Here is a 12,861-nt window from a genome sequence, read left to right as displayed (position 1 = left end):
TTCAGCGCGGCTGCACGCCGAGCAATTCCACATCGAACACCAGCGATGCGCCGGGCGGGATCACGCCGCCAGCGCCGTTGTCGCCATAGCCGTACGCGGGCGGAATCATCAAGCTGCGCTTGCCGCCCACATGCATGCCGGCCACGCCCTCGTCCCAGCCGCGGATCACCTGATGGCCGCCCAGCACGAACTGGAACGGCTCGGCGCGGTCGAGCGAGCTGTCGAACTTCTTGCCATGCTTGTCGGCGGCTTTTTCGTCGTACAGCCAGCCGGTGTAGTGCACGGTGACCAGCGCGCCCGGTGTGGCTTCGGCACCGGTGCCGACGTTGCGGTCGATCCGCTCGAACGTGGCGATGGTGCCGCCGGACGGCGGCAGGGCAGGCGCACAGCCCGCGAGCAGCAGGGCAGCACAAAGCGTCAACAGAAGGCGCATGGGATGGTCCAGCAAAGGGAGTGCGTCATTATCGCACCTGGCTCCCGGTATCATCGCGCCCATGGCCAAGCTGCTGCTCAATCTGCGCAATGTTCCCGATGACGAAGCCGACGAGGTGCGGGCGCTGATGCGCGAGCATCTGGTGCAGATCTACGAAACCCGGCCCAGCAATTGGGGCATCTCCGCCGGTGGCATCTGGCTCAGCGACGATGCCGATCACCCGCGCGCCAAGGCGCTGATGGATGCGTATCAGGCCCAACGCGGTGCCGTGGCGCGTGCGCAGCGCCAGGATGCGCTCGCTGCCGGCACGGCCGAAACCTTCGGCGCGCTGCTGCGCAAGCGGCCGTTGTTCGTGATCGCCACGTTGATCGGCATGCTGGTTGTCGCCTCGCTGGTCCTGCTGCCGTTCCTGCTGTTGCGCGGCTGATCGCACCTGCGGCCGCATCGGCTTAAAATGGCCGCATGATCACCAATACCGCTGCCTACCAATTCGTCACCATCCAGGACCCGCAGTCGCTCGCCGACAGCGTCCTGGCACACGCCGGGCAGCAGGCCTTGAAGGGATCGGTGCTGGTGGCCGAAGAAGGGATCAACCTGTTTCTGGCCGGCGAAGCCGAGCAGATCGACACGTTCTATGCGTGGCTGCAGGCCGATGCGCGCTTTGCGCAGATGCGCATCAAGTACAGCCTGAGCGCGTTGCAGCCGTTCGCGCGGCTCAAGGTGAAGGTCAAGCCGGAGATCATCAGCTTTCGCCGCGACGATGCCTCGCCGCTGCAGGGCCGTGCGCCTGCGGTGACGCCCGCCACGCTGCGCGAGTGGATGCGGGCAGGGCGCGACGATCGCGGCCGCCCGCTGGTGCTGCTGGATACGCGCAATGCCCAGGAAGTGGCGCACGGCACCTTCCAGGGCGCGTTGACGTTGCCGATCGACAAGTTCACCGACCTGCCGGCGGCGCTGGAAGCGCATCGCGCTGCGTTGGCCGACGCCACCGTGGTCAGCTTCTGCACCGGCGGCATTCGTTGCGAGAAGGCGGCGTTGTGGATGCAGGCCGACGGCATGGACAACGTGCTGCAGCTCGAAGGCGGCATCCTCGGCTATTTCGAAGAAGTCGGTGGCGAAGGCTATGACGGCCGCTGCTTCGTGTTCGACGAACGCGTTGCACTCGATGCGCAATTGCGCCCATTGGTGGATGCCGAGCGCAGCACCGAAGCAGGAAAAATCTGACCGAGCGCGAGTGAAATGCCCGATGTTCGCGTATTGGGCCCGCTCGCATCATCCGATCACGCCGCGATAGTGCACGCAATGCCTACCATGACGCGTGGCGGCAGAGTACTTCGCGTTCTGACTCGAACGTAATACGTTGCATCGAGCTTGCCCTGAATTATTCACGGAGATAGGCTGCACCAGCCAGCCGCACAGCGAGGACAACAAGGATGACCATCAGAGTTTTTCTGATCGACGATCATGCACTCGTGCGTACCGGCATGAAGATGATCCTGTCCAAGGAAGTGGACATCGATGTGGTGGGAGAAGCGGAGAGCGGGGAAGCGGCCTTGCCGCAAATCCGCCAGCTCAAGCCCGAGATCGTGCTGTGCGACCTGCACCTGCCCGGTGTCAGCGGCCTGGAAATCACCGAGCGCATCGTCAAGGGCGATTACGGCACCCGCGTCATCATCGTCTCGGTGCTGGAAGACGGCCCACTGCCCAAGCGTCTGCTCGAAGCCGGCGCATCGGGGTATGTCGGCAAGGGCGGCGATGCGCAGGAGTTGCTGCGTGCGGTGCGCGAAGTCGCCCTGGGCCGGCGCTATCTCGGCAATACCATTGCGCAGAATCTGGCCCTGTCCAACCTGGAAGGGGGCGGCTCGCCCTTCGACGCGCTATCGCCGCGCGAACTGGAGGTCGCCCTGTTGCTGACCCAGGGTCTGCGCCAGGAAGACATCGCCAAGCGCTTGAACCTCAGCGCCAAGACCATCAACACGCACAAGGCGCGCCTGTTCGAGAAGGTCGGCATCCAGGACAACATCGCCCTGGCGCGTCTGGCCAATCAGTACGGCCTGACCGATCCGGCGCGGACCTTGTAAACCGCGCCTTCGGATTTTCGCGCTCGCAGACACAGCCGTCAGATGCTGCTGCACAACGCGTCGATGAAAACAGGCATACGCTAGTTTTGCGCGGGAGCTGCACTCCGGCGTGCAAGCGAACGCGCGCGCGCTCTTCGGCATTCACTGCCCGAGAGGCGCTTCGCTTGCGACGGCTGCCGATGACGACGTGTCGCTACAGCGCAGTGCGCCGCGCCATTGGAGCAGAGCGATCGAATCGGTCTGGATGCCGCTGCATCCGATGGCGAGCGGTTGCCGATGCGCAGCAGCGGACATTTCGGTCTGCTGGCGTGGATGCAGTTACGGCGCAGGGCCACGATGGGGCTGGCTTCTGCCTGAGTCCTGACTTTGGCGGCAATCGCCCCGTCGTTCGTTGAAGCGGCGGGAACAGCGCCTGGGACAAGTACGACTGCGAGCGCGGCAACCGTTTCGTTGCGATCCCTGCAAAGCCTGGTCATCTAGCATCGGCATGACACTGCCGCACGCAAAAACAAAGCGGCCCGAAGGCCGCCTTGTCTGACACTACCCGCCTGGATTCATGCAGGCGGGTTCAACCGGCTGGGAAACGATCAGTGATCGCCACGCGGCTTGTTGGTGTCGTCCTGCTGCTCCTGCGCGTCATCGCCATTGCGCGCTGCATCTGCCGGCTTTGCTGCCTCGGACACGACGACCGTCGGCTTCGGCTTGCCGGCAGTGTGCTCGTTGGCGTCTGCAGACAGCACGGGCGTGACCGCTGCAGGCCGCTCAGGCGCCTTGTACGGCACCGGCGTTTCGGCCTGCGTCGATGTCGCGGTCTCTGCTGCTGTTGCGTCGGCCGGAGCCAATGCGTCAAGCAGCGTGGTCTGCACCGGAGCGTACGGCTTGCGTGCCGGCGCAGCATCGGCAGCCGGCGAGGTCTGCGGCACCGTGGCGGTGGACGTCGCAGCAACATCGGCAGCCGGCCTTGCCGCCGTTGACGGCTCGGCATGCGGCGGCCTGGATGTCACGACGTCTGCCTGCGCGCTGGAAGGCGCAGCAGCGACCGGCTTGGGCACACTGACGGCTGCCGGCGCTGCGTCGGTTTTCGCCGGCTCCGCTTGCGTTGCTGCCGCAGTTGCAGCCGGTGCTGCCTGTTCCTGCCGAGCAACCGCAGGCGCTGCAGCGTCGGCGGATGCCGACGATGCCGACGGCACCGACGTTGACTGCACAGCCGGCTCGGGCGAACGCACGACCGAAGGAGCCGCACGCTCGACCGGCTGAGCAGCAGGAGCCGCAGCTGGCGTCGCGACCGGAGCCGAGGTGTCAACCTGCGTCGAGGCAGCGGACGGAGCCGAAGCGACAACCGGCGCCTGAGCCAGCGAGCTCGCTGATTCCTGCGCAACAACCGGAGCCTGAGGCGCTTGCGGGGTCGTCGATGCAACGGCAGAAGCCTGCGCAGCCGGTGCCGATGCAGCCGACGCCGTGTTGCTGGCCGAGGCGGTTGCACCCGGTGCCGCGGAGGCCGCCGATGCATTGCCACCTGCCTGCTCGGCTGCGGTGACTGACGGCGTTGCAGCCTGCTGCTCGAACGACGGCGTGGCATTGGAAACCGGCGCCGTGGTCGACGTCGTGTCAGCCGCCAGCGGTGCTTCCGCACGTTCCTTCGGAACCGGACGCGGCTTCACTGCGGCCGGAGCGCTGGATTCCGGCTTGGCGCGTACCGATACCGCAGGCGTGGTCGCGTCATCGTCGAAGTCGAACTCCGGTTGACCGGCGCGCGGGGCAGCCGAGGTGTGGACCTGCGCACCGGCTTCGTCGCTCTCGTTGTCGCCATCGAGATCGCCTTCGGCATCGCCGTCCAGATCGTCCGTCTCCAGACCATCGACGCCGGTACCGCCTTCACCGTTTGCGCCAGCGCCACGACGACGACGACGGCCACCGCGACGACCGCGACGACGACGGCTGCCGCCCTCGCCATTTGCCGCATCATCGCCTGCTGCCTCCGGCGGCTGACCCTCCGCATTTGCATCGGTACCGCGATCGGCGTGCGACTCGGTCACGATGACCTCGACCGGGTGCGCCGGGGTGGCCGCAGCTGCCGCTGCCGGCGTTGTGGGTGCTGCGGTGTCGGCAATTGCCGCGACCACGGTGGCAGTCGTTGCGGTTGCAGCGGTGGAGGTCAGCGTCTGCGCCGAGGCAGTGCCTTCTTCCTGACGCGCAGGGCGCTGCTGCCGCTCGGACGGCGCGCCGTCCTGCTGCTGCGCAGCTGCACGCGGCGGGCGCGGTGCCTGGTTCTGCGGCTTCTGCTTCTGCTGCTGGGCCTGCTGCTTGGGCTGTTGCGGTGACTCGTTGCGCGGCGGCTTGGGCACCTGCACCTGCTGCGCCTGACCGCCGTTTTGCGCAGCCTGGCCATTGGCCGGCTGACGGCGCTCGTCACGACGCTCCTTGTTGGCGCCATTGCCGTTGCCGCCATTGCCGCGGTGCTGATTGCCACCGTTGCCACCGTTGCGGGCATCGCGGCCGTCGCGACGCTGGCCGCCACGATCGCCACGCTCGTTGCGGCTGCTGCGGCCGGCATCGTTCTGACGCGGACGCTGGGTCGACTCGGGCGCAGGCGCGACCGGCTCGACGCCGCCGAAGATGCGCTTCAGCCAGCCGACCACACCGGTGACCGGCGCGGGAAGCGGCAGCGGTGCGACCGGAGCCGGTGCAGCGGCAACCGGGGCAGGGGCCTCTTCACGTAGCGGAGCCGGCTGGCTCGGCTTGATCGAGGTCACTGCCGGCGCAGCCGGGATATTCAACTGTGCCTTGGTCAGCGCATGCACCGGCAGCTTGCGCGGGGTGCCGCGCTGGTAGCTCGGCTTGCCGCTGTCTTCGCCCAGCTCGTTCTCACGCAACCGCGTGACCTCGTAGTGCGGGGTGTGCAGCTGCTCGTCGGCAACGATGATGATTGGCGACTCGTGGCGCTGCTCGATCTCGCGCAGCGCGCTGCGCTTTTCGTTGAGCAGGTAGTTGGCGATCTCCACCGGGGCCTGGACCAGCACCTGTCCGGTGTTTTCCTTCATGGCGTGCTCTTCAGCCACGCGGATGATCGACAGCGACAGCGACTCGACGCTGCGCATGCGGCCATGGCCGTCGCAGCGCGGGCACACGATCTGGCTGGATTCGCCCAGGCTCGGGCGCAGGCGCTGGCGGCTCATTTCCATCAGGCCGAAGCGCGAGATGCGGCCCAACTGCACGCGTGCGCGGTCGTACTTGAGCGCGTTCTGCAGCTTGTTTTCCACTTCGCGCTGGTGCTTGGTCGAGGACATGTCGATGAAGTCGATCACCACCAGGCCGCCCAAGTCGCGCAGGCGCAACTGGCGGGCCACTTCCTCGGCCGCTTCCAGATTGGTCTGGAAGGCGGTTTCTTCGATGTCGCTGCCCTTGGTGGCGCGCGAGGAGTTAACGTCGACGGCGGTCAGCGCCTCGGTCTGATCGACCACGATCGAGCCACCCGACGGCAGGCGCACGTTGCGCTCGTAGGCACCTTCGATCTGCGATTCGATCTGGAAGCGGTTGAACAGCGGAATGTCGTCGGTGTAGTGCTTGAGCTTGCGCAGGCTCTGCGGCATCACCTGCTGCATGAACTCCTGGGCGTCGGCATACAGCTCCGGCGTGTCGACCAGGATTTCGCCGATGTCGGCGCGCAGGTAGTCGCGCAGGGCGCGGATGATCAGGCGCGATTCCTGGTAGATCAGGAACGCGGCCGGCTTGCTCAGCGCCGCCTCGGCGATCGCCTTCCAGGTCTGCAGCAGGTAATCCAGATCCCACTGCAGTTCTTCGGCGTCACGGCCGACACCGGCGGTGCGGATGATCACGCCCATGTCGTCGGGGATGTCGAGCTTGTCCAGCGCTTCCTTCAGCGCGGCACGGTCTTCGCCCTCGATCCGGCGCGAGACGCCGCCGGCGCTGGGCGAATTGGGCATCAGCACCATGTAGCGGCCGGCCAGCGAGATGAACGTGGTCAGGGCGGCGCCCTTGTTGCCACGCTCTTCCTTGTCGACCTGCACCACGATCTCCTGGCCCTCGCGCAGCAACTCGCGGATGGTCGACTTGTTGTGGTCGACACCAGCCTGGAAATAGTCGCGGGAGATTTCCTTCAGCGGCAGGAAGCCATGGCGCTCGGCGCCATAGTCCACGAACGCCGCCTCCAGCGAGGGCTCGAGCCGGGTGATACGGCCCTTGTAGATGTTGGACTTCTTTTGTTCCTTGGACGGCTGTTCGATGTCGATGTCGTACAGGGTCTGGCCGTCCACAATCGCCACGCGCAGCTCTTCGGCCTGCGTTGCGTTGATCAGCATTCGCTTCATTGTTGCGTTCCTCTCGCGCTCTACCGCGCGGAACGCCGTGACGTTTCGCCTCTGGAACAGCTTGTCGGCCCTTCGCGCAACGCGCGGACAGGCCTGACCAGGGTTTCCAGCGCTGCAACACCACGGCAGGCCGCGGGAGCGCTTGTCTTAAGTTTTATAGGTGTTTCAGGGCCGGCAGCCGCGTCCGGACGAACCGGGGCAGCGCACGGGACATGTTCAGCGCGACGGTCAAAAACCGCCGGCGATGGCCGGGCAGGCCGGTGAGCCGCTAACATGGCCGCCCCGGGGGCGGTGGTCGCGCACTGTGCCGGAATCATCGGAAGGCAGGCTTCTGGCCAATCAACTTCCAACGAAATCAAACCCTTATCTCGCTCGCCGAGTGTAACAGAATAAAGAGCCGGATGACCGACCCCCAGACCCCCAAGCCGCCCACCGACCGTGTGGGCGTGCGCATTCTCAAAGTTCCGGAAGACCGTGCCGGGCAGCGGCTGGACAATTTCCTGCTCGGCCAGCTCAAGGGCGCGCCACGCAGCCTGATCTACAAGCTGGTGCGCAGCGGACAGGTGCGCGTGAACGGCGGGCGGGCCAAGGCCGAGCGCAAGCTCGAGGGTGGCGAGGAAGTGCGGATCCCGCCGGTGCGCGTGACCGAGGAGGGCGACAAGGCGGCGCCACCGGCATCGTTCCTGGCGCGGCTGGAAGCGGCGATCGTGTTCGAGGACGCGCGGCTGCTGGCGCTCAACAAGCCGTCCGGGGTCGCCAGCCATGGCGGCAGCGGGATCAGCTTCGGCGCCATCGAAACCCTGCGCGCCCTGCGGCCCAACCAGACCCTGGAACTGGTGCACCGGCTCGACCGCGATACCTCCGGCCTGCTGATCGTGGCGAAGAAGCGTTCGGCGCTGACCGAGCTGCAGGCCTTGATGCGCGAGGACGACCGTGTCGAAGGGCGCGGCATCACCAAGCGCTATCTGACCTTGCTGGTCGGCCGCATGCCCGACGGGGTGATGACGGTCGATGCGCCGCTGCACATCGGGCTGCGCCAGGGCGGCGAGCGGCATGTGCAGGTCAATGCGATCGGCAAGCCCTCGCTGAGCCACTTCAAGCTGCTGGAGCGACGCGGCGGGCACTCGTATTGCGAGGTCCGTATCGAAACCGGCCGCACCCACCAGATCCGCGTGCACGCCCAGCACCTGGGGCACCCGGTGGCCGGCGACGACAAGTACGGCGAAGCGGAGGTCAACAAGCGCCTGCGCGACCAGCTCGGCCTGAAGCGCCTATTCCTGCACGCCGCTTCGCTGGAATTTGCGCTGGATGCCGGCAAGACGCCCTATGTGTTGAGCGCGCCGCTGGCGCCGGAACTGGCCGAGGCATTGGACCGGCTGGGGCGCTGAGGCCGCCATTGCGCCGCGGCGACGCATCCGTCCCGGTCGTGGCCGCCAGCGCTTCGCCGATGTGTCCTGGCGGTCGAGCCGATGGTCGTGCCGGCACCGCGGCTGCGGTTCGGCCGGGCGTTAAGGCGTGGCGAAGCGGAACAACACCAGGCTGATCGCCAGTGTGCCCATGCCGGCCACCAGGCCGTAGACCGTCTCGTGGCCCTGCGCGTAGCGCTTGGCCGCCGGCAACAATTCGTCCAGCGCCAGGAACACCATCACCCCGGAAATCAGGCCGAAGACCGTGCCGAACACCGCTTCTGACAGCACGCTGGACAAGGCCAGATAGCCGATGCCGGCGCCGATCGGCTCGGCCAGTCCGCTGAGCAGGCTGGCGCCGAAGGCGTAGAACTTGTTGCGGGTGGCGAAGTACACCGGCACCGCAATGGCGATGCCCTCGGGAATGTTGTGGATCGCGATGGCGAACGCGAGCGGCATGCCGACCGCGGGGCTTTCCAGCGTGGCGAAGAAGGTCGCCAGGCCTTCGGGGAAATTGTGCGCGGTGATGGCGATGGCGGTCATCAAGCCGACCCGGCGGATATAGGCACGGTTGTCGTCGCGGAACAGCGGATCATCGCTGGACAGACTCTGGTGCGGGTTGGGCACCAGGCGGTCGATCACCATGATCAGCAGCATGCCGGCCAGAAACGCCAGCGTGCCGAAGGTGAAGCCGAGCTTGTCGTTGTAGGCGTTGGAGAACGAGGCGATCGACTTGTTGAGAATCTCCGACAGCGACACATACACCATCGCACCGCCGGCAAATGCCAGCCCGAACGCCAGCAGGCGCGGGTTGGGCTTCTTGGAGAACACGACCATCAGGCTGCCGAGTCCGGTCGCCAGGCCAGCGGCCAGCGTGACCGCAAACGCGGTCCAGACATTGTGGGATGACACTTCGAGCATGTGACGCACGACCTCGTGGAATAGAACGTACTCGGCGGGGAGCGTGGCGACTGCTGCTGCGCACTTTGCGCATGACCACACTGCGGCTGCAGGATGGCCATGCCTGGATGACGAAGGCGTGGTGTCTGGCGCGATAACCCTGACGCGTGCACGCTGGCATGAGGCGTGCACCGTGGCTAGCTGGAGCTGATGCGGGCCGTTCGCCGTGCTCAGCCTTGCGTGCTGCGCGCCGGCGCGGCCGCGCTTGTGCGCGTGTTACATCGAACGCGGCTTAACCGCCTCGACGCGCACGCTCTTCGATGGCGAAGCATTCGTCGGGGCGCGGCACCGGCGGCTTGAACGCGACCGGTACCTGGATCGTCTGCGGCACTGCCTGGCCATTGCGCGTGGCGGCCCGGAATTTCCATTCGCGCACGCGGCTTTGCGCGGCTTCGTCCAGCACCGGCTGACCGCTGCTTTGCGATACCGAGACGTCGGTCGGGGTGCCTTCGACACCGACCACGACCCGGAGCACGGCGGTGCCGCCGATGCCGGCACAGGCCAGCTGCGGCGAGTATTCCGGCGGCGGGGTCTTCAAGGCGGCCAGTTCGGTCGGTGCCACCGCCGGTGCGGCGGGCTGCTGCGACGACTTGCCACACCCGCTGATGCCGACGGCAATGAACAGGCCGGCGAGGGCAGCGCGAGACAGGGTCATGGGGTGGCTCCTTGATCGTAAAGCTGGGCGGCCTTGGCCGCACAGATGAAGTCGTTTTCGCTCAATCCGCCGACGTCGTGGGTGGAATAGCGCACCACCACGCGGTCGTAATGCACGCCCAGGTCAGGGTGGTGCTCTTCGCGGTGGGCGATCCAGGCCAGCGCGTTGACGAAGGCCAGCGTGCGGTAATAGTCGGCAAAGCGGAAGGTGCGGGTGATCGCCGTGCCCAGTTCGGCCAGCTCCCAGCCCGGCACCTGCGGCAGCAGTTCAGCCAGACGCGCTTCGCCAAGTTTGTGGTCGCTGCCCTTGCGCGGCAGGCAATGGGCCTGTTCCAGGGGAATCAGATCGGTCATGACAGTCTCGCAGGGGTGGCGGACAGCGCGTTCACTCAGGATCACGGTGTTCCATGAGCGCAGGCGCATTGAGCGGTAGAATAACCCGCATGATCCAGATATCCGACAAAGCCCAAACCTATTTCCGCAAGCTCATCGAACGCGAGGGCGTGCCCGGCATGGGCGTGCGCCTGAGCGCGGTGGATGCGGGCACCCCGCGCGCCGACGCCCGGCTGGAGTTCGCCGAACCGGCGGACCTGAGCGGCGACGAATGGGCGATCGACTGCGACGGCTTCACCTTATATATCGTCGCCGCCAGCGTGCCCTGGGTGGATGGCGCCGAGATCGACTACGTCACCCAGTCCACCGGCAATCAGCAGCTCACCATCAAGGCGCCCAAGATCAAGGGCGAAGCGCCGGCCGAGTCCGCATCGATGGTGGAACGTGTGCGCTGGGTGGTGGAGAACGAGATCAACCCGCAGCTGGCATCGCATGGCGGCCGCGTGGCGGTGCAGGAGGTCTCGGCAGAGGGTGTCGTGCTGCTGCGCTTCGGCGGCGGTTGCCACGGCTGCGGCATGGCCGATGTGACCTTGAAGCAGGGCATCGAGAAGACCTTGATGGGGCGCGTGCCCGGCGTGATTGCGGTGCGCGACGCGACCGACCACGCCACCGGCGACGCGCCGTATATCCCGCGCGACAGCGCGGCCTGATTCCCCGCCACCGGTGACCACGGCCGCCGATCTGCTGCAGGCACTGCGCGCGCGCATGCCGGGCAAGCTCATCCTGGATCGGCGCACCGGCCTGCCTTACGGCTGGGCAACCTGGATGAGCAGTCGCATCGGGCCGGCGGCTGCGTTCGACGATGACCAGGTGATGGGCGTGCTGCTGGCACGGCCAGCGCCGCCTGCAGGTGCTGGCGTGGCGTTGTTGTCGCCGTTCCAGGCATTTCGCAGCCTGTGGTGGCAGCACTGGGAGCCGCGACCGAAAGACCAGCGACCACAGCACTGGCTGGCGCTGCTCGGCAGCCTGTTGATCCATCTTGGCTTCATCGCACTGCTCATTTGGGTCGTCACGGTGCGCTGGGCGCCGGATGACACCCAGACCGGCGACGAATCACGGGTGCGCATGACCTTCATCGGCGACGGTGCGGCAGAGCAGGGCGGTGGGCAAGGGCAGCCCGCTGACGCTGCGCAGGCCGCCTCGGGCGATGCGGCTTCGGCGTCACAATCCAGTGCATCCGCTGCGACCGGCAGGCCAAGCGCAGCGCCGTTGGCGCCTGCGCCTGTCGAGTCCGTCGACCCTCCTTCAAGCACAGCCCAGGCCCAGGACATCGCGCCGGAACCGGTGGCTGCCGCTGCCAGCGAACCGATAGCGCCGGAGGTGCCACGCGTGACCGTACCGGTGCCGCCGGTGACGATCGAATCGCCGCTACAGGTCACCGAAACACCGGTGGCCACGAACGACTTCGTCGTGCCGCCACCGCCGACGATCACGGTGGCGCCGCGTCCGGTCGCGCCGGCCGCACCGCAGATCGAGGTGCGTCAGCGCGATATCCAGACCGTGACCGAGCAGCCGCAGCTGCGCGAATTGCAGCGTCCCGCCGCGACCGTCGCGATGCGCACTGCCAACGCACCGACGGTGCGCGAGCGGGAAGTCGTCGTGCCGGACCGGCCCCAGGTCGTTGCGCCATCGGTGCGCAGCCGCGAGATCACACCGACGGTGCGCATGCCTGAGGTGGCCATTCGAACGGCCGAATTGCCAAGCGTGCCGGACCCGACGCCCCAGCCGGCACCGGCCGCGCCATCCCAGCAGACGCCGGCGACTCCAGCGCCGACATCGTCGACGTCGGTAGCTGCAGCAACCCAGCCATCGGCGGCCTCCACGCAGCCCAATCAGGCACAGGCGAATTCGGCGCGATCGGCGCAACCCAGCAGCACCACGGCGGCAGCCGCATCCTCAGCCAAGCCGGCGACCAGCAATGCCGGCCCGGCGCCAGCAGACCGCAGCGGCGGCTGGGATGTCGCGGCCAACGCGGACGACTGGAGCAAATCCGACCATCGTCGCGCCGGCGAAACCACAGGCGCCAATGGAGCACGCAACGGCATGTTCAACGCAGACGGCAGCGTTCACGTCGCCGCCGGAGCCGGCGATGCCGGCAACGGCGCCGGTGATCGCGGACCGCCGGGCAGCGAAACCGATACCTGGACCCGCGACCAGATCGCCCAGGGCGGCACCTGGCTCAAACGTCCGCCGTACGGCTACACGCCGACCTCGCTGGACAAGTACTGGATGCCGAACCAGTCGCTGCTGCAGGAATGGGTGCGGCGCGGCCTGAAGAAGATCGAAATCCCGATCCCGGGCACGACCACCAAGATCAGTTGCGTGGTGTCGTTGCTGCAGTTCGGCGGCGGCTGCGGCCTGAGCGACCCGAACCTCAACGATCAACCGGCAACAGCCAGACCGCCGCCGGATGTGCCGTTCAAGCGGGAGCTGCAGGAGGATGTCGGGATGCGCAAGCGTACTCTTTAAGAGAGATGAGCTCACCAGAGTTCTATCGCTTCAATATCCTTATTGCCCATTCTCCGCGACTGGCATACGCGTCGAGCTATGCCCTGGTCAGTACGAGGCATGGCTCTTCCTCGAGTTCGATTCCCACATCGAATGGT

At 66.8% G+C, this 12,861-nt stretch carries 11 protein-coding genes; 6 read left to right on the top strand and 5 right to left on the bottom strand.

Annotation, left to right across the window (positions count from 1 at the left end):
- Position 1: 1 nt before the first annotated feature.
- Positions 2–433, bottom strand: coding sequence for an FKBP-type peptidyl-prolyl cis-trans isomerase (locus ABQ039_RS10225; RefSeq protein WP_184609480.1), 432 nt, complete (start codon positions 431–433; stop codon positions 2–4).
- Between the two features lie 61 nt (positions 434–494).
- On the opposite strand from ABQ039_RS10225, the gene ABQ039_RS10220 reads away from it, so the two are divergent.
- The 3 genes from ABQ039_RS10220 to ABQ039_RS10210 all read left to right on the top strand — a co-directional run bounded on the left by ABQ039_RS10220 (position 495) and on the right by ABQ039_RS10210 (position 2,514).
- On the top strand, positions 495–860 hold the full coding sequence (locus tag ABQ039_RS10220; RefSeq protein WP_065031449.1) for a DUF6164 family protein: 366 nt from the start codon (positions 495–497) through the stop codon (positions 858–860).
- Between the two features lie 35 nt (positions 861–895).
- Positions 896–1,657, top strand: coding sequence for a sulfurtransferase (locus ABQ039_RS10215; protein WP_349777783.1), 762 nt, complete (start codon positions 896–898; stop codon positions 1,655–1,657).
- Between the two features lie 209 nt (positions 1,658–1,866).
- Positions 1,867–2,514 carry a response regulator gene (locus tag ABQ039_RS10210; protein WP_024938667.1) on the top strand — a complete coding sequence of 216 codons (648 nt, stop codon included), beginning with the start codon at positions 1,867–1,869 and terminating at the stop codon, positions 2,512–2,514.
- Between the two features lie 587 nt (positions 2,515–3,101).
- On the opposite strand, the gene ABQ039_RS10205 is transcribed toward ABQ039_RS10210, so the two are convergent.
- On the bottom strand, positions 3,102–6,833 hold the full coding sequence (locus tag ABQ039_RS10205; RefSeq protein WP_349777920.1) for an Rne/Rng family ribonuclease: 3,732 nt from the start codon (positions 6,831–6,833) through the stop codon (positions 3,102–3,104).
- A gap of 410 nt (positions 6,834–7,243) precedes the next feature.
- Here ABQ039_RS10205 and ABQ039_RS10200 point away from each other — a divergent pair, with 410 nt between their 5' ends.
- A complete protein-coding gene (locus tag ABQ039_RS10200) occupies positions 7,244–8,230 on the top strand; it encodes an RluA family pseudouridine synthase (protein ID WP_046342788.1) in 987 nt (328 codons plus the stop codon).
- 120 nt (positions 8,231–8,350) lie between these two features.
- Here ABQ039_RS10200 and zupT read toward each other — a convergent pair whose 3' ends face one another.
- The 3 genes from zupT to ABQ039_RS10185 form a co-directional block, all read right to left on the bottom strand.
- A complete protein-coding gene (gene zupT / locus ABQ039_RS10195) occupies positions 8,351–9,169 on the bottom strand; it encodes a zinc transporter ZupT (protein ID WP_016904561.1) in 819 nt (272 codons plus the stop codon).
- A gap of 271 nt (positions 9,170–9,440) precedes the next feature.
- Positions 9,441–9,863 carry an energy transducer TonB gene (locus ABQ039_RS10190; protein WP_184378186.1) on the bottom strand — a complete coding sequence of 141 codons (423 nt, stop codon included), beginning with the start codon at positions 9,861–9,863 and terminating at the stop codon, positions 9,441–9,443.
- Positions 9,860–10,216: a 4a-hydroxytetrahydrobiopterin dehydratase gene (locus tag ABQ039_RS10185; RefSeq protein ID WP_184609482.1), complete on the bottom strand. Its 357-nt coding sequence runs from the start codon at positions 10,214–10,216 to the stop codon at positions 9,860–9,862. The genes ABQ039_RS10190 and ABQ039_RS10185 overlap by 4 nt, the downstream gene beginning before the upstream one ends.
- A gap of 89 nt (positions 10,217–10,305) precedes the next feature.
- On the opposite strand from ABQ039_RS10185, the gene ABQ039_RS10180 reads away from it, so the two are divergent.
- Positions 10,306–10,905: an NfuA family Fe-S biogenesis protein gene (locus ABQ039_RS10180; RefSeq protein WP_024938663.1), complete on the top strand. Its 600-nt coding sequence runs from the start codon at positions 10,306–10,308 to the stop codon at positions 10,903–10,905.
- 13 nt (positions 10,906–10,918) lie between these two features.
- On the top strand, positions 10,919–12,724 hold the full coding sequence (locus ABQ039_RS10175; protein WP_184609484.1) for a transmembrane repetitive protein: 1,806 nt from the start codon (positions 10,919–10,921) through the stop codon (positions 12,722–12,724).
- Positions 12,725–12,861 lie beyond the last annotated feature (137 nt).

Source organism: Xanthomonas sp. WHRI 6108 (genome assembly GCF_040202385.2).
Lineage (GTDB): Bacteria > Pseudomonadota > Gammaproteobacteria > Xanthomonadales > Xanthomonadaceae > Xanthomonas > Xanthomonas arboricola.
Note: the sequence above shows the minus strand (reverse complement) of the source record. Positions and strands in the feature narration are given on the sequence as shown.